At 47.1% G+C, this 20047-nt stretch carries 16 protein-coding genes, 11 tRNA genes, 1 rRNA gene and 1 pseudogene; 24 read left to right on the forward strand and 5 right to left on the reverse strand.

Annotated elements, in window-relative coordinates; translation table 11 throughout:
• The first annotated feature begins 51 nt into the window (after window positions 1-51).
• Window positions 52-774 (forward strand): alpha/beta hydrolase, encoded by a 723-nt coding sequence (locus tag ETC02_RS11835; protein WP_011229735.1) that lies wholly within the window; start codon window positions 52-54, stop codon window positions 772-774.
• A 61-nt stretch (window positions 775-835) separates the two neighbouring features.
• Window positions 836-2239, forward strand: coding sequence for a degradosome RNA helicase CshA (cshA, locus tag ETC02_RS11840; protein WP_050368098.1), 1404 nt, complete (start codon window positions 836-838; stop codon window positions 2237-2239).
• An 11-nt stretch (window positions 2240-2250) separates the two neighbouring features.
• Here the strand turns inward: cshA and ETC02_RS11845 are convergent, their stop codons facing one another.
• Window positions 2251-2868, reverse strand: a complete 618-nt coding sequence (locus ETC02_RS11845) for a rhomboid family intramembrane serine protease (RefSeq protein ID WP_033010298.1) — start codon at window positions 2866-2868, stop codon at window positions 2251-2253.
• Window positions 2869-2987: 119 nt separating this feature from the next.
• On the opposite strand from ETC02_RS11845, the gene acpS reads away from it, so the two are divergent.
• The 6 genes from acpS to ETC02_RS11875 all read left to right on the forward strand — a co-directional run bounded on the left by acpS (window position 2988) and on the right by ETC02_RS11875 (window position 9341).
• Window positions 2988-3377, forward strand: a complete 390-nt coding sequence (gene acpS / locus ETC02_RS11850; RefSeq protein WP_033010299.1) for a holo-ACP synthase — start codon at window positions 2988-2990, stop codon at window positions 3375-3377.
• Between the two features lie 79 nt (window positions 3378-3456).
• On the forward strand, window positions 3457-4476 hold the full coding sequence (locus tag ETC02_RS11855) for a LolA family protein (RefSeq protein WP_044743921.1): 1020 nt from the start codon (window positions 3457-3459) through the stop codon (window positions 4474-4476).
• A 242-nt stretch (window positions 4477-4718) separates the two neighbouring features.
• The gene (gene alr, locus ETC02_RS11860) at window positions 4719-5885 is read left to right on the forward strand and encodes an alanine racemase (RefSeq protein WP_033010307.1); all 1167 of its coding nucleotides are present in this window, start codon (window positions 4719-4721) and stop codon (window positions 5883-5885) included.
• Window positions 5886-5999: 114 nt separating this feature from the next.
• Entirely contained in the window at window positions 6000-6281 is a 282-nt protein-coding gene (locus ETC02_RS11865) for a CopG family ribbon-helix-helix protein (protein ID WP_033010302.1), read from the forward strand.
• A 4-nt stretch (window positions 6282-6285) separates the two neighbouring features.
• Window positions 6286-6636, forward strand: coding sequence for a type II toxin-antitoxin system endoribonuclease NdoA (gene ndoA / locus ETC02_RS11870; protein WP_003253417.1), 351 nt, complete (start codon window positions 6286-6288; stop codon window positions 6634-6636).
• 542 nt (window positions 6637-7178) lie between these two features.
• On the forward strand, window positions 7179-9341 hold the full coding sequence (locus ETC02_RS11875; RefSeq protein ID WP_050368099.1) for a Tex family protein: 2163 nt from the start codon (window positions 7179-7181) through the stop codon (window positions 9339-9341).
• A 57-nt stretch (window positions 9342-9398) separates the two neighbouring features.
• Here the strand turns inward: ETC02_RS11875 and cmpA are convergent, their stop codons facing one another.
• Window positions 9399-9512 carry a cortex morphogenetic protein CmpA gene (cmpA, locus tag ETC02_RS11880; RefSeq protein WP_121625977.1) on the reverse strand — a complete coding sequence of 38 codons (114 nt, stop codon included), beginning with the start codon at window positions 9510-9512 and terminating at the stop codon, window positions 9399-9401.
• 94 nt (window positions 9513-9606) lie between these two features.
• Between cmpA and ETC02_RS11885 the strand changes: the two genes are divergently transcribed.
• From ETC02_RS11885 to ETC02_RS11895, 3 genes are all read left to right on the forward strand, one after another.
• The gene (locus ETC02_RS11885) at window positions 9607-10125 is read left to right on the forward strand and encodes a SprT family protein (RefSeq protein WP_050368100.1); all 519 of its coding nucleotides are present in this window, start codon (window positions 9607-9609) and stop codon (window positions 10123-10125) included.
• Window positions 10126-10778: 653 nt separating this feature from the next.
• On the forward strand, window positions 10779-12095 hold the full coding sequence (locus ETC02_RS11890) for a radical SAM/SPASM domain-containing protein (protein WP_050368101.1): 1317 nt from the start codon (window positions 10779-10781) through the stop codon (window positions 12093-12095).
• An 823-nt stretch (window positions 12096-12918) separates the two neighbouring features.
• Window positions 12919-14541, forward strand: coding sequence for an ATP-binding cassette domain-containing protein (locus ETC02_RS11895; RefSeq protein WP_050368102.1), 1623 nt, complete (start codon window positions 12919-12921; stop codon window positions 14539-14541).
• 136 nt (window positions 14542-14677) lie between these two features.
• Here the strand turns inward: ETC02_RS11895 and ETC02_RS11900 are convergent, their stop codons facing one another.
• Together ETC02_RS11900 and ETC02_RS11905 are read right to left on the reverse strand one after the other, a co-directional pair.
• Window positions 14678-15217 (reverse strand): IS630 family transposase, encoded by a 540-nt coding sequence (locus tag ETC02_RS11900; RefSeq protein ID WP_050368103.1) that lies wholly within the window; start codon window positions 15215-15217, stop codon window positions 14678-14680.
• The gene (locus tag ETC02_RS11905; protein ID WP_050368104.1) at window positions 15171-15743 is read right to left on the reverse strand and encodes a helix-turn-helix domain-containing protein; all 573 of its coding nucleotides are present in this window, start codon (window positions 15741-15743) and stop codon (window positions 15171-15173) included. The genes ETC02_RS11900 and ETC02_RS11905 overlap by 47 nt, the downstream gene beginning before the upstream one ends.
• A 115-nt stretch (window positions 15744-15858) precedes the next feature.
• On the opposite strand from ETC02_RS11905, the gene ETC02_RS11910 reads away from it, so the two are divergent.
• The gene (locus ETC02_RS11910) at window positions 15859-17091 is read left to right on the forward strand and encodes a CPBP family intramembrane glutamic endopeptidase (RefSeq protein WP_047817694.1); all 1233 of its coding nucleotides are present in this window, start codon (window positions 15859-15861) and stop codon (window positions 17089-17091) included.
• Between the two features lie 242 nt (window positions 17092-17333).
• Here ETC02_RS11910 and ETC02_RS18395 read toward each other — a convergent pair.
• Window positions 17334-17513: pseudogene (locus ETC02_RS18395) on the reverse strand (IS1634 family transposase); the annotation flags it as partial.
• Window positions 17514-18161: 648 nt separating this feature from the next.
• Between ETC02_RS18395 and ETC02_RS11915 the strand changes: the two are divergent.
• The 12 genes from ETC02_RS11915 to ETC02_RS11970 form a co-directional block, all read left to right on the forward strand.
• Window positions 18162-18236, forward strand: a tRNA-Asn gene (locus ETC02_RS11915).
• 6 nt (window positions 18237-18242) lie between these two features.
• Window positions 18243-18335: transfer RNA gene (locus ETC02_RS11920), tRNA-Ser, on the forward strand.
• 16 nt (window positions 18336-18351) lie between these two features.
• Window positions 18352-18423 (forward strand) — tRNA-Glu (locus tag ETC02_RS11925).
• A 30-nt stretch (window positions 18424-18453) separates the two neighbouring features.
• A tRNA-Asp gene (locus ETC02_RS11930) sits at window positions 18454-18529 on the forward strand.
• Between the two features lie 13 nt (window positions 18530-18542).
• A tRNA-Gln gene (locus tag ETC02_RS11935) sits at window positions 18543-18614 on the forward strand.
• Between the two features lie 284 nt (window positions 18615-18898).
• Window positions 18899-18974: transfer RNA gene (locus ETC02_RS11940), tRNA-Lys, on the forward strand.
• 5 nt (window positions 18975-18979) lie between these two features.
• A tRNA-Leu gene (locus ETC02_RS11945) sits at window positions 18980-19061 on the forward strand.
• Between the two features lie 15 nt (window positions 19062-19076).
• A tRNA-Leu gene (locus ETC02_RS11950) sits at window positions 19077-19159 on the forward strand.
• Between the two features lie 71 nt (window positions 19160-19230).
• A tRNA-Arg gene (locus ETC02_RS11955) sits at window positions 19231-19307 on the forward strand.
• 4 nt (window positions 19308-19311) lie between these two features.
• Window positions 19312-19385, forward strand: a tRNA-Pro gene (locus tag ETC02_RS11960).
• A gap of 173 nt (window positions 19386-19558) precedes the next feature.
• Window positions 19559-19632, forward strand: a tRNA-Gly gene (locus tag ETC02_RS11965).
• Between the two features lie 114 nt (window positions 19633-19746).
• Window positions 19747-20047 (forward strand): 16S ribosomal RNA (locus ETC02_RS11970); the annotation flags it as partial.

The following is a 20047-nucleotide window of genomic DNA, read 5'->3' on the forward strand; positions in this document are numbered from 1 at the left end:
CTAAAAGCGGCGTCACAGGCGCCGCTTTTCATTCGGGCGGGGGTGGAAATGATGATCGGCTGTTTATGTATTCACGGGTTTACGGGAAGTCCAGAAGAAGTGGCGCCGCTGGCCGATTATTTGCGAGAGCGGACCGATTGGATGATCGAAACGCCGACCTTGCCGGGCCACGGAAGCGAACTGCGGTTGAAAGGAATTACATACGACCAATGGATCGCAGCGGCGGAACAAGCGTTTTTAGCGCTCCATCACCGTTGCAGTGTGGTGTATGTCATTGGGTTTTCAATGGGTGGAGTGATCGCCGTCTACTTGGCGGAAAAATACCCGGTCGCCAAACTCGTGCTGCTAAGCGCTGCGTTTTACTATGTCAACCCGCGCCAATTATGGCGCGACATCCGCGAGATGTTTGCCAATGGATGGAAAGGAGCGCGGGAGCACCCACTGTTTCTCCGCTATCGAAACAAAATGATGGCGACGCCGTTTTCAGCTGTCAGGGAGTTTCGCAAACTCGTCCGCGATGTGCGTCCCCGACTTCCGCGCGTCGCGGCACCCGCGCTCATTGTGCAAGGAGAAAAAGATGGGATCGTGCCGCTAAAAAGCGCCTATTATTTATATGAGCAGATTGGATCGGCGGAAAAAAAGCTGTTGCTTTTGCCCAATTCGTTCCATCATGTTTGTCATAGTATCGATCGGCACGTTCTGTTTGCTGAGGTGGAAACATTTTTGCGCGCTGCCCATGCCCATCATTGCAAATCACCGCATAACATGGTATGATAACTGTCAAACCTTTCTCACGAATCAGGGACGATTTTGAATTTAAGGAGTTTGGATAACATTGACGACATTCCAAGAACTAGGATTAAGCCAAGAAGTGATGAAAGCGATCGAGCGGATGGGATTTGAAGAAACGACCCCGATTCAGGCAAAAACGATTCCGCTCAGCCTGCAAAACAAAGATGTCATTGGCCAAGCGCAAACCGGAACTGGGAAAACGGCGGCGTTTGGTATTCCGATTGTGGAAAAAGTGGACGTAAAAAACGGCGCCGTTCAAGCGCTCGTTGTCGCGCCGACGCGGGAGCTCGCCATTCAAGTGTCGGAAGAGCTGTATAAAATCGGCGCGGTCAAGCGGGTGCGCGTCCTGCCGATTTATGGAGGGCAAGATATTGAACGGCAAATTCGCGCCTTGAAAAAACATCCGCACGTCATTGTCGGCACGCCGGGCCGCATTCTTGACCATATCAACCGCGGCACGCTGCGTCTTGAGCACGTGCATACCGTCGTGCTCGATGAGGCGGACGAGATGCTCAACATGGGGTTTATCGAGGACATTGAAGCGATTTTAAGCCATGTGCCGACCGGTCGGCAGACGCTCCTGTTTTCCGCAACGATGCCGGACCCGATCCGCCGCATCGCCGAGAGGTTCATGAATGAACCGGAGCTCGTGAAGGTCAAGGCGAAAGAGATGACCGTGCCGAACATTCAACAGTACTACTTAGAAGTGCACGAGAAAAAGAAATTTGACATTTTGACGCGGCTTCTCGATATTCAGGCGCCGGAGCTTGCGATCGTGTTCGGCCGCACGAAGCGGCGCGTTGATGAGCTTGCCGAGGCGCTCAACTTGCGCGGTTATGCGGCGGAAGGCATCCACGGCGATTTAAGCCAGGCGAAGCGCCTGTCGGTGTTGCGCAAGTTTAAAGAAGGATCGATCGAAATTTTAGTCGCAACCGACGTTGCCGCGCGCGGATTGGATATTTCCGGCGTGACGCACGTATATAACTTCGACATCCCGCAGGATCCGGAAAGCTACGTCCATCGGATCGGGCGGACAGGTCGCGCCGGGAAAATGGGTGTGGCGATGACGTTTGTCACGCCAAGGGAGATCGGCCAACTTCACCATATTGAGCGGACGACGAAGCGGAAAATGGAGCGGATGAAGCCGCCAACGCTCGATGAGGCGCTGGAAGGCCAACAGCGCATTGCCATTGAGAAGCTTCTCAATGTGGCGGAAACGGAAAACTTGTCGTTTTACAAGCGGGCCGCCGAGGAGCTGCTGGAAGAGCATGATTCGGTGACGCTTGTCGCCGCCTGCTTGAAAATGTTGACGCGCGAGCCGGATACTACGCCGGTAAAACTGACCGAAGAGCCGCCATTAGCGGGCAAGCGGGAGAAAAAACGGGGCGGCCGCCCGGACGGCTCCGCGCGCGGACGGACGAAAAAACGGCGGATTACGGCGCATTAAGCGCCGTTTTTTCATGGCCGGACGACATGAAACGACGGCGGCCCGGGGCGGACGGTCAAAAACGGAGCGAGCAGCCCGCCGGTGACAAAGCCGAACAGATGGGCGATGAGGTTGCCGTCCGGCTCCATCAAGCCGAGCAACAGGTTGATGGCCATAGCGGCCAACAGCAACTGGGCGTGCCGGGGGGCGATGAGGTCGCGGCGAAAAAGGGCGAGATAGCTGTACATGCCAAATAAGGAGAAAATGGCGCCCGACGCCCCAACATGGCTGTACATCGGCGGAAGAAGCAAGGCGGTGGCAAGGTTGGCGCCAACGCCTCCCCCGATATAAAGAAGCAAAAACTTCCTTTTCCCAAGCGCTTGCTCGAGCCACGAGCCGAACAACCATAAGGAGAGGCTGTTTGCGGCTAAATGGTCGAAATCGAGGTGCAATAAAAGCGGGCTGACAAGCCGCCAATACTCCCCATGGCGGATGGCGCCGTTCGTTCCGACGATGCTCTGCCAGACTGGCTCAAGCGCCGGAAGAGGAAGCGTGAACAACCCCCATAAGCCAACATGGACGAGCAACAGGATGAATACGGCGGGGCAAAGGCGAGGCAGCGGCCGACCGTCCCCGGTACGGTGAAACATGAACGAGCCTCCTTTCTTGGCAGGAAACCAAACATAAGGTATTGCTATAAGCCATCTTATGCGCGACGGCCGGAAAAAATTTGTCCGCGGCCGGCAAACCGATAGCAGGGGGGAACGCGATGATCATCGGCATCGGCATTGACATTGTGGAATTGGAGCGCATTCGGTCCATCCTTGCCCGCAGCCGCAAACTCCCGGAGCGGATTTTAACGCCGCGGGAGAAGGCGCAGTTTGATGAGTTGCCGCCTGCCCGGCAGGTGGAATTTCTCGCCGGACGGTTTGCGGCGAAGGAAGCGTACGCCAAAGCGCTCGGGACAGGAATTGGACGGCATTTGTCATTTCAGGATATTGAAATCGCCACAGATGCCTACGGGAAACCGCGCATTGCTGCTGACTGCGACCGCGAAGTCGTTCATCTTTCCATTTCCCATAGCCGCGATTATGCGGTTGCCCAAGTCGTCATCGAGCGGTTGGAACCATTCAAGCCGTTCGATCTTTGTCATAGCTAGTCTGCATATTCCCGGGTGTTGTCTCATATATTGTAGTGCATGGACAGAAACCGATATATGAGGCAAAGGGGTTGAAGCGATGGGCAGAAAGGTGCTTATGGCATTGGTCGGCATCATCTTTCTATTTGTGTTAGCTGGCTGCGGGTCCAAATCGCAGGAGGAAGTGTTCAAGGCGCTGAATGAAAAGATGGATGAGCTGACAGGTTACCAAGCAGAAGCGAAAATGACGTTCCACACCGGCGCCGAGCCGCAAGTATACCATGTGGAAGTGTGGCATAAGCAGCCGTCGTACTACCGCGTCAGCTTGAAAAACGCCGACAAAGGGCAAAGCCAAATGATTTTGCGCAATGATGAGGGGGTATTCGTCTTTACACCCGCCCTCAACAAAAGCTTCAAGTTTGTCAGCGATTGGCCGAAAAACAGCAGCCAAGCGTATTTGTACGAATCGCTCGTCAAAGACATTTTGAGCGATCCAAAGGCAAAGTTTAAGGCAACGAAAAATCATTACGTGTTCGAGACAAAAACGAACTACCCGAACAGTGAGGTCGTCCCAACACAGGAGATTACACTGCGCAAAAAAGATTTGGCGCCGGTCTCGGTCAAAGTGATGGATACCGACCGGAAAGCATTGTTGACGGTCGAATTCTCCAATGTTGAATTTAACAAAAAGTTTGATGACGATGCGTTCGACACGTCCAAAAACATGACCGGGGCGCGTCTTGAGGTGCCAACGATGGCCGAAGGAAAAGAACAAGTGATGGAAGTCATGTACCCCGATTTGAGCCGGCTGCCTGAAGGAGTGAAAATGCTCGAGGAAAAAGAGGTCAAAAGTGAGAGTGGCAAACGAGTGATTATGACGTTTGGCGGCAAAAAATCATTTACGCTCGTTCAAGAAAAAGCGGAAGTGCTTCCGGCAACGAGCATGCCCGTCTTGGTGAACGGCGATCCCGTCGATTTAGGCTTCACCGTCGGCGCTCTCACCGATCGAACGCTGACATGGTCGTACAACGGGGTGGAGTTTACGCTCGCCTCGGACGATTTGACTCTACAAGAAATGATAATGGTGGCCAGCACAGTGCAGGAAAAAGCGGCAAAATAACGATGCCATCCGAAAAAAGGCGTGTCTCCCCGCTTCCGAAAGCAGGGGAGCCGCCTTTTTTCTATTGCCCGATTGGAGTTGCGGCACCGGTGCAGCCAACCGCAGCGCCCGTCCAACGTTTTTCGCTGTCTTCGCACGCTTTCCCCTATTCCTTCTTCCGCAATGGCATGGTAAACTAAAAAAGGACAAAAATGATTTCGAGCGCTTTCAAGTTTGCGCAACAGGAAAGGCAGCGAGAAACCATGAACGACTTTCATCGCGATACGTGGGCGGAAGTGGATTTGGACGCCATTTACGACAATGTGGCGAATTTGCGCCGTTTGCTGCCGGACGACACGCACATTATGGCGGTCGTGAAGGCGAACGCCTATGGACATGGGGATGTGCAGGTGGCAAGGACAGCGCTCGAAGCGGGGGCCTCCCGCCTGGCGGTTGCCTTTTTGGATGAGGCGCTCGCTTTAAGGGAAAAAGGAATCGAAGCGCCGATTCTAGTTCTCGGGGCTTCCCGTCCAGCTGATGCGGCGCTGGCCGCCCAGCAGCGCATTGCCCTGACCGTGTTCCGCTCCGACTGGTTGGAAGAAGCGTCCGCCCTTTACAGCGGCCCTATTCCTATTCATTTCCATTTGAAAATGGACACCGGCATGGGACGGCTTGGAGTGAAAGACGAGGAGGAGACGAAACGAATCGCAGCGCTGATTGAGCGCCATCCGCATTTTGTGCTTGAAGGGGTGTACACGCATTTTGCGACTGCGGATGAAGTGAACACCGATTATTTTTCCTATCAGTATACCCGTTTTTTGCACATGCTCGAATGGCTGCCGTCGCGCCCGCCGCTCGTCCATTGCGCCAACAGCGCAGCGTCGCTCCGTTTCCCTGACCGGACGTTCAATATGGTCCGCTTCGGCATTGCCATGTATGGGCTTGCCCCGTCGCCCGGCATCAAGCCGCTGCTGCCGTATCCATTAAAAGAAGCATTTTCGCTCCATAGCCGCCTCGTACACGTCAAAAAACTGCAACCAGGCGAAAAGGTGAGCTATGGTGCGACGTACACTGCGCAGACGGAGGAGTGGATCGGGACGATTCCGATCGGCTATGCGGACGGCTGGCTCCGCCGCCTGCAGCACTTTCATGTCCTTGTTGACGGACAAAAGGCGCCGATTGTCGGCCGCATTTGCATGGACCAGTGCATGATCCGCCTGCCTGGGCCGCTGCCGGTCGGCACGAAGGTGACACTGATTGGTCGCCAGGGGGACGAGGTGATTTCCATTGATGATGTCGCTCGCCATTTGGAAACGATCAACTACGAAGTGCCTTGCACGATCAGTTATCGAGTGCCCCGTATTTTTTTCCGCCATAAGCGTATAATGGAAGTGAGAAACGCCATTGGCCGCGGGGAAAGCAGTGCATAATCTGCTTCAAAAGACAAAGGATAGAAAATGGAGAAATGACTTTGCAGCGCCGTTGTTTAATGGTATCATGAAGTGGAAGCAATGAATGGCTGCAGTTCGTGGAGGTGTATATTTGTGTCGGAATCTGGCGCAACAACGGAAATCATCGTTCGTTTGCCGCAGTCGCTGCTGACGGAGCTCGACGTCCTCGTCAAACAGGAGAACGGCAATCGCAATGAACTTATTTACCAGGCGACGAAAATGTATATCCGGGAGCGGAAAAAGCGGCAAATTCGCGAAGCGATGAGACGTGGCTACATGGAAATGGCGAAAATCAATTTATCTATTGCTTCTGAAGCGTTTCATGCTGAATACGAGGCCGACCACACCGTTGAACGCTTAGTTAGCGGGGGGTAATGCTTTGATTGTCAAACGTGGCGACGTGTATTTTGCGGATCTTTCCCCGGTTGTTGGCTCAGAGCAGGGCGGCGTCCGCCCCGTGTTGGTGATCCAAAACGATATCGGCAATCGCTTCAGTCCAACGGTTATTGTAGCGGCGATCACGGCGCAAATCCAAAAGGCAAAGCTGCCGACGCATGTCGAGATCGATGCGAAGCGCTACGGGTTTGAGCGGGACTCGGTCATTTTGCTTGAACAAATCCGTACGATTGATAAGCAGCGGCTGACTGACAAAATCACCCATCTGGATGATGAGATGATGGACAAAGTCGATGAAGCGCTGCAAATCAGCTTAGGGCTGATCGACTTTTGAAGCAAGCGCAAGGAAATCTTTCCGCTTCAGCGTGAGGGACGCCAAAACAGCAAGTGTTGCTGTGGGAAGATCAATCGATGCGCGTGGAAGCAGCATGGGTGCGCAACGCCTCATGGTAGCGATGTCGGCTCACCGGCCAAACGGGCAGATCGGCTCATGGAACGGTCTGTCCCCTCTATTGGCATTTATGTGTATTCTTTCACAAAGAGGCTACGAATAAGTAGCTCTTTTTTTGTCATCCCCGGTCCGGAACTCTCTCCCTGCCCAAGCTCGGTGCAACCGGCGGGGAATGATGGCTTCCTCTTGCTTCGAATGGACAAAAGATCAGCGGGTGCGTCCGGATTGCGGTGCGGTTGCGGCTGGGACATCGTGCTGCCGGGAATATGTTGCGTGAAGAAACGTCGTTTGCCGTCTTCGGAAGGCGGCCGAAGTGTGGAATACGCAGAGACGGTCTAGCGGGCAGCTGTTTGCAAACATTGCTCATTTTCAGGAGTGAGTGTAGATGGGAGAACGTGCAAGGCTGTGCATAAGGAGGGAACGTGTTGGCGATTGAACAGCGTTTGATTCAAACGATCGCTGATGAACAACGGCTGGCAGCCAAACAAGTTGAAAACGTCATCACCCTGCATCAGGAAGGAAATACGATTCCATTTATCGCCCGCTACCGGAAAGAGATGACGGGGGCGCTCGATGAAGTGCAAATTCGTGCGGTGCTTGAGCGCTGGGAGTATTTGCAGCATTTAGAGCAGCGGAAAAAAGAGGTCATTCGGCTGATCGATGAGCAAGGGAAATTGACCGAAGAGCTGAAAAACGCGATTATCAGCGCCACGAAACTGCAGCAAGTCGAAGATTTGTACCGCCCGTACCGGCAAAAGCGGCGCACGAAGGCGACGATTGCGAAAGAAAAAGGGCTTGAGCCGCTTGCCGATTGGCTTCTTTCCTGCCCTGCCGCCCCAACTCCGGAAGAGCAGGCCCGGGCGTTCATTGATACAGAAAAAGGGGTCGCAACGGCAGACGAGGCGCTGCAAGGGGCGAAGGACATCATCGCCGAGCGGGTGGCCGACGATGCCGCTCTTCGTCAATGGGCGCGGGAACAGACGTGGCGGAAAGGGATGATCGTGTCCACCGCGAAGGCGTCGGAGAAGGACGAAAAAAACGTATACGAGATGTATTACGACTACGAAGAACCCGTGGCGAAAATCGTCCCCCATCGCGTCTTGGCGCTGAACCGCGGCGAAAAAGAGGAGGTGCTGCGCGTCTCGGTCCAAGCGCCTGCCGAAGAAATCATCCGCTATTTGCAGCGGCAAACGATCGTTAACGAGGCGTCCCCGGCCGCTCCCATCGTGGCCGAAGCGGTGGAAGACGGATACAAACGGCTGATGGAGCCCGCCATTGAGCGCGACATCCGCAATGAGCTGACAGAAAAGGCGGAAGAGCGGGCGATCCATATTTTTGCCGAGAATTTACGCAAACTGCTTCTTCAGCCGCCATTGAAAGGAAAAACGGTGCTCGGCATCGACCCAGCCTACCGAACGGGATGCAAGCTCGCCGTTGTTGATGAAACAGGGAAGCTGCTTCATATCGATGTCATTTACCCACACCCGCCGCAAGAGAAAAAGGATGAAGCGAGGACAAAGATTCTTCGTTTACTTGACGACTATCATGTGGATATGATCGCCATCGGCAACGGAACAGCCTCTCGGGAAACTGAACAGTTTGTCGCCGACACGCTGAAGCATGTGCAACGCGATATCTTTTATTTGATTGTCAATGAAGCAGGAGCGAGCGTCTACTCGGCTTCCGACCTTGCGCGCGCCGAGTTTCCCGACTTGCAAGTTGAAGAGCGGAGCGCCGTCTCAATCGCCCGCCGCGTCCAAGACCCGCTCGCCGAACTGGTGAAGATTGACCCGAAATCGGTTGGCGTCGGCCAATACCAGCACGATGTGTCGCAAAAAAAGCTGGCGGAGTCGCTCCGTTTCGTCGTGGAGACGGTCGTCAATCAAGTCGGCGTCAACGTCAACACGGCGTCCGTTTCGCTGCTCCAATACGTCTCGGGACTGACGAAAACCGTCTCCGAAAACATTGTCAAACGCCGCGAAGAGCAAGGGAAATTCCGCAGCCGCGAGGAGCTGAAAACGATCCCGCGTCTTGGCGCGAAAACGTATGAGCAATGCATCGGGTTTTTGCGCATTGTCGACGGCGACGAGCCGCTTGACCGCACGCCGATTCACCCCGAGCGGTACGCGGAAGTGAAGCAGTTGTTGCAACAGTTAGGATTTACAACCGCCGCCATCGGCAGCAATGAGCTTCGCCAAGCGCTGCAAGCCATCGATGTGAAAGCAGCGGCATCCGAATTCGGCATCGGGGAACTGACGCTCCGCGACATCATTGACGCGTTGTGCCGCCCAGAGCGCGACCCGCGCGACGAGCTGCCCAAGCCGATATTGCGAAAAGACGTTTTGAAAATGGAAGACTTAAAGCCAGGCATGGAGCTCGAAGGAACGGTGCGCAACGTCGTCGACTTCGGCGCCTTTGTCGACATCGGCGTCAAACAGGACGGGCTCGTGCACATTTCCAAGCTAAGCAAACAATACGTCCGCCATCCGCTTGATGTCGTCTCCGTCGGCGACGTCGTCAAAGTGTGGGTGGAAAGGGTTGATGCAGCGAAAGGAAGAATTTCATTATCGATGCTTCCGCCGGAATAAGCTGGAGAGGCTGTCCCGTACTGCCCAATGAACAGCAGGGACAGCCTCAAACATATGTTACGGACAGTGCTTCCTTTGATAAAAAAACCAGCATTGGTTTAACAGCTTAATTTGATCAAGATTTTTCTCATAATAGGCTCGTCTCATCTGATTTTTTAGCCACGTAGGCAAAACAGTCACCTCCCTAACAAACGGAAAGGTAGTATATAATGTATGTAGCTGCGCATTGTCCTGTGCTGAAAACATAAAAGGGGGGGCGCCTGTCATGGATCAAAAACGCTTGCAAGCGCTCGTTGAACAAATTTCCATAAGCACATTTGGCAAGCCGTTCCGCCATACCGCTTTCTTCAACCCTCGTTTGCGCACCACCGGCGGGCGCTACATGTTGCAGACGCATAACATTGAGCTCAATCAAAAACATTACGAGCAGTTCGGCGAGGAAGAATTGATCGCCATTATCAAACATGAGCTTTGCCATTACCACTTGCACCTTGAGGGAAAAGGCTACCGCCATCGCGACCGCGACTTCCGCGAACTGCTGCAAAAAGTGGGGGCGCCTCGCTATTGTCGTCCAATCGGCCAAAAAACAGACAGGTCGAAAACGATCTATACATACATTTGCACATCTTGCGGCCTGACGTACACTCGAAAAAAGCGCATGAACACCGCCCACTACGTCTGCGGGAACTGCCGCGGGCGGCTTACCCTAACAGGATCGAAGCAGGGGGATCAACAACTTTTGCAAAGTGTGAGTAAAAGATTTGTGGGTGACATTTCGGAATGATCCCCGATGAGAGTAGCGAACTTTTGTCCGTTGTACTTGTCGGGGCCACCAAGTAAAGTGCGGTAGAAAAAAGCAAATGTCATGCAAAAAGGACTCTCTCCCTGCTCTGAAAATGGTTCACTAACCGGTGATTGACAACGTCCGTAGTGAGCAGGAAAAATGTTCTCCACAAAGTCTTGACTGACTCCCATCCGAAACAAGTTTTTCCATCAAATTCGGGAGGGTGGTATGCTTGTTTATAGAGAGCATCTCCTGGGTTTGTTTGTGTCGTTACTCACATTCTACAGGAAAGGTGCTCTTTTTTCTATCCCCTTTGGATTTTTATTGGATAATTAATACTCGATAATTAATACTCTTGAAACAGGAGAGTACTGCAATATGCGAAAAATGTCGAATATTTATACATAAAAAATACTTGTTTTTTTTGTTTTTTTTTTTTTAGAATGGAATTGAATTTTTACCACAAAGTATTTATCGTGGAAAGGAAATCCTTCTGCTATCCTTTTTAGTCTAAGCGCTACATCACCTCTGAGAAATATAGTGGTGATGGCAATCGGTAGTTGGACATAGAAGAAAGAGTTAGTTGTAAGAGAAGGCAAATGTTAATTTTTTAGTGATTTTGCACTAAGAAGAGTGGCAAGGAGGGAAGCGCTTTGTACAAAGTTTCACAATTTAATGTCCCGTTTAAGCGGGGAGGTATTTACTTTTTGTACAATAGTCATACGGGTGCTTTTGTTAAGCTCTCTGAAGAGTATAGGGAATCTATTAGAAAAATAAATCAAGGTCGGTTTAATGAGGTGCCAGATAAACATCTAGATGATTTAAAAGCAGCTGGATTTGTGGTTGAAAAGTCTAAAGATGAGATAGGTTTGTATAAATATTTAATAAATTTATATAGATTTGGTAATAGCTCTTTTGGACTAACAATTGCAACTACTTTGCAATGTAATTTTCGATGTCCTTATTGTTATGAAAAACACGAGGACGAATATTTAGAAGGAAAGAAAGAAGAAGATCTTAAGACTTTTATAAGCAATAATTTGGTGAATAAGAGCCATTTTTCAATTACTTGGTATGGAGGTGAGCCTTTATTAAACAAGGGTTTTATTGATCGTTTGTCAGAATACGTAATTAATTTATGTAAAGAAAGAAATATAGAATATAGTGCTAATATGATTAGCAATGGGTATTTATTAAATCGAAAAATAGCCCAACAACTTGTTGAAATAAATAAGATTAAATCAGTTCAAATCACGTTAGATGGAGGGCCAGAAACGCATAATTTGACAAGAATTTTACGTAATGGAAAGGGAACATTTGATGTAATTCTTAAAAATATTAAAGAAATCCATGACATAATTAATGTTATAATTCGGGTTAATGTAACAAAAGAAAATGTAAAAGATGTATATAAATTGTTTCCTATATTATTGGAGGAGAAGTTAAACGGGAAAGTGCAAGTATATTTCGCGCCGGTCGCAGCGTACAATGAAGTGTGTCAGTCTATTAGTGAATCTTGTTTGGTAACTCGTGAATTTGCTAAATGGGAAACTGAACTAATAGAATATGCAGACAAAATAGGCTTTGATATGGGGGATTTGTACCCTCAAAATCGTGGTGGGGGAGTTTGTACAGCTATTAATAATAACTCATTTGTAGTAGATGCTTTTGGGTATTTATACAAATGTTGGCATGAGGTAGGAAATAAAAAACTAAGAGTTGGGAGTGTATCAGAAGGAATTACATCTCCTCAGCAGTTGATAAAATGGATGAACTGGCAATTACCAAAGAAGTGTGAAACGTGTAATATTATGCCTTTATGTATGGGAAGATGCCCAGAACTAAGCTTAGAGAAACAAGATTTTGAATGTGACCAACTAAAATATAACATAAAGGACAGATTATATAGATATTATACACGTTATCCAGTTGAAAAACAAGAAATAAAGGTGGAAGATCTTATAAAATAACTTTTAATGTCTTTATGTGAATCTTTCCCAATTGTACTCTTGAATCACGTACGTTATCTGGTTCACAGGTTGAAGGATGACTATGAAATGAAAGGAGGTGATATAAAGTGGATTATATTGTAAAACCAAATGTGGTAGCAGGGCCACCGGAAGGTGGCGGTGGTTGCTCCACATATTGTTTAGCGAATTGCCGTAGTAACTGTTCTATTCAATGTAGTAGAAATAGCTGCTGGGTAGATGTTTTTTAGGTTAAAGAACGCTGATAGAATAACCATGGAGATGTTAGTTGTGCTACGTACTATTTGGATAAATTTTACATTATAAGATATTGATGGTTCATCACCACAACATGTACTTGACAAAAGGGGATTTTCTTGAGCCGCCGTGTACGAAAAATCTGATTTACTGATTGTACAGAGAAGGCGTGTCCTGAAATAGTCAATTACAACTTTCGGTGAAGAGCTATATTGATGCACAAGAAAAAGTAAGAAACATTAGAAGGTTATAGGCCTTGAGTACCTGAAAATTTGACGACGAGGACCGAACAACAGCTTGCTTCATAGATCCATTCATGGGGCTAGAAGCGGTGTTGTTCGGTCACTTGGCAGTCATATGAAATGTTTAAGCTTTAAGTTGCGTCTATCTTGAAAATAACCGAACTCCAAAACGCGAAAAGTTGTAGAGTTCAAACTTGACAAACAATTCCGTTTCTTGGGTAAGGATATGCAAGAATCACTGATTTGCTGATTTTCCCTCACAGTTGATTCACAGATCTAGTACTAGTACTAGGGGTAAGATTTATATAAAAGCGAGAAGATTGAAGATGCATGATAAAACTCACCATGTTCATCTAAAATCACTAATCACAAAGGATATATATAAATATATTCTTCTAATAATTTTAATGAAATTAGGATTTTTGTTATTTTCGTTATTTCCATCATACATGATCAAGATAATTTTTGATGAAGTACTTAAAGTTTTTGACTCGCAAATGCTTGTAAAAGCATTAACTGTCTTTCTACTATATTTTATATTATATGCAGCTTTAGAATTCTTATTATTGAGACTTAATTTTAGGACTATTAACAAATTCAAACGAATAACACAGAAACGACTGATCAGTTCAATATTGGTGAAAGATATTTTTCACATTCAAAAGTTTAGTGTCGGTGATATCGTATATAGAGGAATCTATGATATTTCTAAAATATGCGACTTATCATTATATTTAATTACTGAAATTCCTGTTCATATTATATTTCTTTTAGTAATAAATTACTTTTTATTTAAGATGAATTACATATTAGCTATAATTTCCTTATGTCTATTCTTACTGGAAAGTGTATACTCTCTCTTATTTTCAAACCAATTTAAGGTAAAAGCGGATGACGTAAAGGATTCCGAAAGTAATTTACTAGATGTACTGAAACAAATTATAGAAAGAATTCTTTTCATAAGACTAAATCGTCTTCAAAATGTAGAAGTTAATCGCTATATCGATTCTTTAGATCATTTAATTCAGAAAAGCGAATCGTTTTATATATTTGAAAATTTACATAAACAAGTAATGAGCATCATGGCTGGTATTAGGCAAATGTTTGTCATAGCAGTCGGTGCTTTTTTGATATATAAAGGGGAAATGACCGTTGGCTCTTTGTTTGCATTTAATCAGATGATGCTTAGGTTAGGTGCTCCTTTAGAAGTGTTAAGGTCTGCGTTTTTTGTTTATAAAGATATAGTGTCGTCATTTGAACGAATCAAGCCTTTTATCAATTATAATAGGGTTAATTTAGAAAAAGTGGAGCAATCAGATACACATATACACCTTAGTTGTAAAAATGTAAATTTTAAAATTGACCATAAAATATTAATTAAAGATTTAAATTTTATAGTTAATAAAGGAGAAAAGGTTTGTATTATTGGAGAAAGTGGCTCAGGGAAATCTATTTTTTGTAAGTTAATCGCTGGTATTTATGACTATGAAGGGGAAATTACTATATACCCTTGGACAAAATCTAATAGACCGTACATTGGCTTTTTAGTTGATGAATGTAGTCTAATAAGAGCGACCATTAGAGAAAATTTGACGTATGGATGGACAGGGCCTCCTTTTAGTGATAATGAGCTGATAGATGTTCTTAGGAAGGTGAGGCTGACAAATCTGCTGTCAAAATCTCATGTCCTCGATGAATTAATTGATAAGAGCATGTTATCTAGAGGAGAACAACAAAGATTAGAATTAGCTCGATTAATGCTTATGCGCCCGCAATTAATAATTCTTGATGAACCAACGTCGGCTTTAGACCAAGAGACGGAAAAAATAGTTTGGAAAAATTTTAGAGATACTTGTATAGACTCAACGATCATATATACAACACATCGTATAGAAATTGTTTACCTAAATGATAGAATAGTTGATATCAAAGAACTGAAATTAAATTGACTTTAGCATCGAATAAATATTAACCCGTGGTGCTAGTTGAGCGCTAGCGCTCAACTAGCCCAAGTGTTACAAGTGAATATGCCAACAAGATGCCATCAGTACTATATACATGCAACATGAAGAGTTAACTTCTCAGTCATCCTGCACACCCTAGGCGCTGCAGCACTTCCTCCGGACGTTCTTGGATGTCGTCCACAAAACGAGCAATGGCCTGGACGATATCGTTTCGATTTTTGTGAAACACATTGGCGATGACGGTGTCTTTCAGCCATTTCCACAAGCGTTCGATCGGGTTCAGTTGCGGAGAATACGGAGGAAGGGAAAGAAAGTGAAAACACTGCCCTTCTTCCCGCAAAAACTCCTTGACCATCTTGGCATGGTGAATGCGGGCGTTATCCAACACCAAGACCATGAGACGGTCTGGATAGCGCTCTTTGAGCATTCTCAAGAAATCCAAGAACATCGCAGCATTGGCGGCAGTCGTTTGATGAAGCACCGTTTCACCATCATGGACGTTGACCGCGCCAAACCGCGATGCGTGGGCATGATGGCCAAACGTCGGCACTTGTTTTTGGCGGCCGACTTCCGACCATGTGGACCGCAAGACATGGCAAGAGCGGATATGGGTTTCATCGATGTACAGAAGAACGGCATCTTCTGTGTCCTTGGTGATCAAGTTTTTTGATCAGATCCATTTGCTTTTCCAATTGCTTTTGCTCATCCGGGTTCCCTTTCGCCAGTGTGTACGTCGGTCGTGTCCACGACAGCCCTTTGCGGTGCAGGAGTTTTCGCAACGCTTCGCGGGAAATGCAAACACCGAAGTGCTTTTCGACATAGGATTGCAGGAGTTTGGTGTTCCACGCCGAAGCGACGTCCCAGCCCAGTTCGGCGGGAGTGGTGGTCAATACAAGCTGTTTGATCTTTTCTTGCTGTTCTTCCGTGAGAAACGGCTCCCGCCCGGGGGAGAAATCCCGATGAAGCAGGAGTTCAAGGCCGCCTTCGTTAAACAGCGACACATAATGGGAAACGGTTTGTCGGCACACGTTGACCATGGAAGCCGCCTCTTTGCCCAAATAGCCTTCCATGACGAGGCGAACGGCCATCACCCGTTGGCGAAGGAGGGCATTTTTGATTTTCCGTTCCTGTTTGCGAAGTGTCCGAGGTGTCCATCCGTGATCGTTGGTGATGCGCAGACGTTTCATGAATGATCCCGCTCCTTTTCCGTTGGTTTCCTTCGAAACAGGATCACCGGAGTGTGCACTGGTTATACGAAGGTTAATCTTTTAATGAGCATGTATATAGAAGGAGTGTTTAGCAATGATTCATTATCAAAGAAAAATAGATATAAAGAACTTTACTATTTTTTTTATTATTTTTTTATTCGTAGTGTTAGTATGTTCATTTTCCTTTACACGTATTGCGTACAGCTCAGTAGGATTGTTCTCAGAGACTCGAAAAATGCTCGTACTCAAAGATGAATTCACATTTGTAATTTTACTAATAATATTAATTGTTATGTTGAATATAGAAAAAAGGGGATTTTATCCTCGTCAAAGGAATCTAATTTTTTATAGTTTAGTAGGTGCTTGCTGTGCCTTTTTCTTCATTGGTTCCTATATTTTTAAATTCATTACTGTATATCGCACGGATATTATCATTGATGCTTTGGTATTATTACAGATCATTTTTATGGTATTGGCTATTTGGGAGCTCCCGATCTGTAAACCATTAGAGAAATCTTCTTTCATTGGCTTGCTTGCTATCGCTATGGTAGATTTTTTTTTCACAATGGCAATTGTCATGTATAAAGAAGAAATTTCCTTAACAATCGAATACTTGAAAAACAAAACTTTTTATTTTGTTCAACCCATTTTGGTAATCGGTATTATTCACTTTGTTATACTGTTAATAAGCATAAAGTTGTTTGGTAAGTTAAATATTAGAAGTTTAGGACTATTTAACACATTGAATTTTATGAATGGCGTCGCCATATTTCTTTTTGTTTGGGTTTTGATTCAGTTCACTCAATTTGTTGTTGTTTATTTGTTGACGAATAGAGTTGTTTGGGTATTTACCCATCATGATATCATACCTGTGGAATGGCTTGGAAATTATTTTGCGTATATTTTGGGGGTGGGATTACCTGAGGAACTTTTGATACGTGGAGTTATGTTCACTCAACTTTATGCACTTTTCTTAATTAAATTTCCATTTAAGAAAAAGCAGAGTATTTTAATGTCTTTAATAATATCACAGGTTTTTTATGGGATGAATCACTTGCCTAAACTATTGGAGTTTGAAATGGGATGGGATTATTTGATTCGAACTTTTATGCTTGGTATATTTTTTGTGCTTGTTTATCTCAGAACAGGTAGCATATATGTGTCTATTTTGGTTCATGGTTTGATGGATTATCATGTTCCGCTCTTTTATTCAAAAGAAATTATTCCGTATACTGAAGATATTGCGACGTTAGTACAATTTTATACTTTAATAGCATTAATATGTTGGTCGTGTATTACAAAAAATAGTATTGTGTCAAAAACCTGAACCCGTGGCAGGGGCATATTGAAAATGCTGGAGAACCCAATCATGCCGTTCAACTCAATTTCAAATCTTCACCATTAGGTGAAGAGTCACAAGGGAAATATTTGTTTATTTAGAAGAGTTTTCCTAACGATTTTGAACGCATCTTTATCGCCCCAGTTCGACAGTCACTAGGCAAACAAAATGCCTCTCGCCCCTTGATGCAAAAGGGACGAGAGGCATTTGGGCACACTTTGGACGTGTATCTAGGCGCGAGGATGGATGCCTAGGATCTTCGGAGGAGGCTCCAGCCCTAGAGCCGCAAAGAGTTGCGCTTGTTTGGCCGTCAGTTCGGTTCGTTGATCAAGGTCTCCGTTTTTGAAAGAAAAATGTCCAAGCATAGGACGCTCGCATTCTTCTCTTGCTTCTGGCCACGATTCACGAGTCAGGAGAAAGGAATCGCGAAATGCTTTTGGCCAGACGTTCCAAGACGGCGCGATCCACCTCATCTTCGCACCCGAATGAATCCATCACCTTCACTTTCGCATAAGTTGGCCTTCGGGTTCCATTCGTTGTGAGCAAGCTGGAGATACGCCACGGTCGTTCCATCCTTGTTTTTGTGTGTTACTCACCGTATGTACATGCCTATATTATAAACGATATTCGGCTATTTTAAAAGGTTAAATTGTCAAGTCGTGTGACTATGAATTTCAGTGTTTTTTTCTAGGATCCGCATTGTGAAATCCTTGATATTACAGCATTTTAACCATTTTCATTTGTCTAAAATGGCTTCAAAACTGTCGAATTCGGATCAACGGTTTGCGACTATTGTAAAGATGTTTTGTCATGGATTCAGGAGAGGAATCGGCAGAGGAGTATAGGGAGAAAATGGTCGAATGGTACCGTTTCTTTTGAAAAAACCAACATCACAAAAACTATCTTTGCAAAAGAAGGTTGACAATCAAGATGATCATGTGCTAAACTATAAAAGCCGTCGCTGAACGGCGGGAAACAGCAAAGCAAGTTGCGGAAAAACGTATTGACAAACGACAAGTTGCTCAATATAATAAACAATGTCAATTGTCGAACATCATTCCGCAATAGCTCAGCGGTAGAGCAACCGGCTGTTAACCGGTAGGTCGTAGGTTCGAATCCTACTTGCGGAGCCAGTGTTTGGAGAAGTACCCAAGTGGCTGAAGGGGACGGTTTGCTAAACCGTTAGGTCGTGACTTAACGGCGCGCGGGTTCAAATCCCGCCTTCTCCGCCACTTTCAATAGTCGCATGGCCCGTTGGTCAAGTGGTTAAGACACCGCCCTTTCACGGCGGTAACACGGGTTCGAATCCCGTACGGGTCACTTACAGCGCGGGGGTTTCCCGCGGATTGCGGTCCCGTAGTGTAGTGGTTAACATGCCTGCCTGTCACGCAGGAGATCGCGGGTTCGAGTCCCGTCGGGACCGCCATTACACCAATCGCTGGGCCATAGCCAAGCGGTAAGGCAACGGACTTTGACTCCGTGATGCGCTGGTTCGAATCCAGCTGGCCCAGCCCTTTTATGTGTTAAACACGAGCTATTAGCTCAGCAACGAGCTTTGCATCTTCGAGTTCGCTTCGAGTTGTCCCGACGCATCGCGCATCTTCGAATACGCTAGCAGAGGAAGGGACATCGTTCACTGTGAGTGTATACCTAACCATGAGCCATTAGCTCAGTAACGAGCGCTGCATCTTCGAGTTTGCTTCGAGTTGCCTCGACGCACCTAGCTTCTTTGAATAGGCTGGCAGAGGAAGAGGCAGGTAGAGCTAGGTAGTACCTGGAGTGTATACCTAACCATGAGCCATTAGCTCAGTAGGTAGAGCATCTGACTTTTAATCAGAGGGTCGGAGGTTCGAGTCCTCCATGGCTCACCATATTAGCGGGTGTGGCGGAATTGGCAGACGCACCAGACTTAGGATCTGGCGCCTCACGGCGTGGGGGTTCAAGTCCCTCCACCCGCACTGATTAGTCCATATGCGGTCGTGGCGGAATGGCAGACGCGCTAGGTTGAGGGCCTAGTGGGGGCGACCCCGTGGAGGTTCAAGTCCTCTCGACCGCATTCCACTAAACCCAAACATTATGTTGACAAAAGAATGAGTAGTTGTTATAATAAAATTTGTCGCTAAAAATGCGCTCGTAGCTCAATTGGATAGAGCATCTGACTACGGATCAGAAGGTTAGGGGTTCGAATCCTCTCGAGCGCGCCATGATCGGGAAGTAGCTCAGCTTGGTAGAGCACATGGTTTGGGACCATGGGGTCGCAGGTTCAAATCCTGTCTTCCCGATTTGAATATCTTCATCAATTGCTATACGGGTGTAGTTTAGTGGTAAAATCTCAGCCACGAGCGCTGCCTTATCGAATCCGCTTCGGGTTGCCCCGACGCATCCAGCGTCTTTGAATGTGCTTGCAGAGGAAGGGGCACGGAAGAGCGTGGCGGATGTTGGTTCGAAATTATATGCGGGTGTAGTTTAGTGGTAAAACCTCAGCCTTCCAAGCTGATGTCGTGGGTTCGATTCCCATCACCCGCTCCACGAAGAAGCAAGAAGAGAAAAATGCAGGAAGTTACCTTGTTCCTTGAAAACTGAACGAAACGAAGCGCGTGCGCTATGACCATTGGTTTTGGCGCTGAACAAGCCAATCAACTTTCTTTGGAGAGTTTGATCCTGGCTCAGGACGAACGCTGGCGGCGTGCCTAATACATGCAAGTCGAGCGGACCGGATTGGGGCTTGCCTTGATTCGGTCAGCGGCGGACGGGTGAGTAACACGTGGGCAACCTGCCCGCAAGACCGGGATAACTCCGGGAAACCGGAGCTAATACCGGATAACACCGAAGACCGCATGGTCTTCGGTTGAAAGGCGGCCTTTGGGCTGTCACTTGCGGATGGGCCCGCGGCGCATTAGCTAGTTGGTGAGGTAACGGCTCACCAAGGCGACGATGCGTAGCC

The sequence above is a fragment of the Geobacillus sp. DSP4a genome (genome assembly GCF_013096875.1).
GTDB lineage: Bacteria > Bacillota > Bacilli > Bacillales > Anoxybacillaceae > Geobacillus > Geobacillus thermophilus.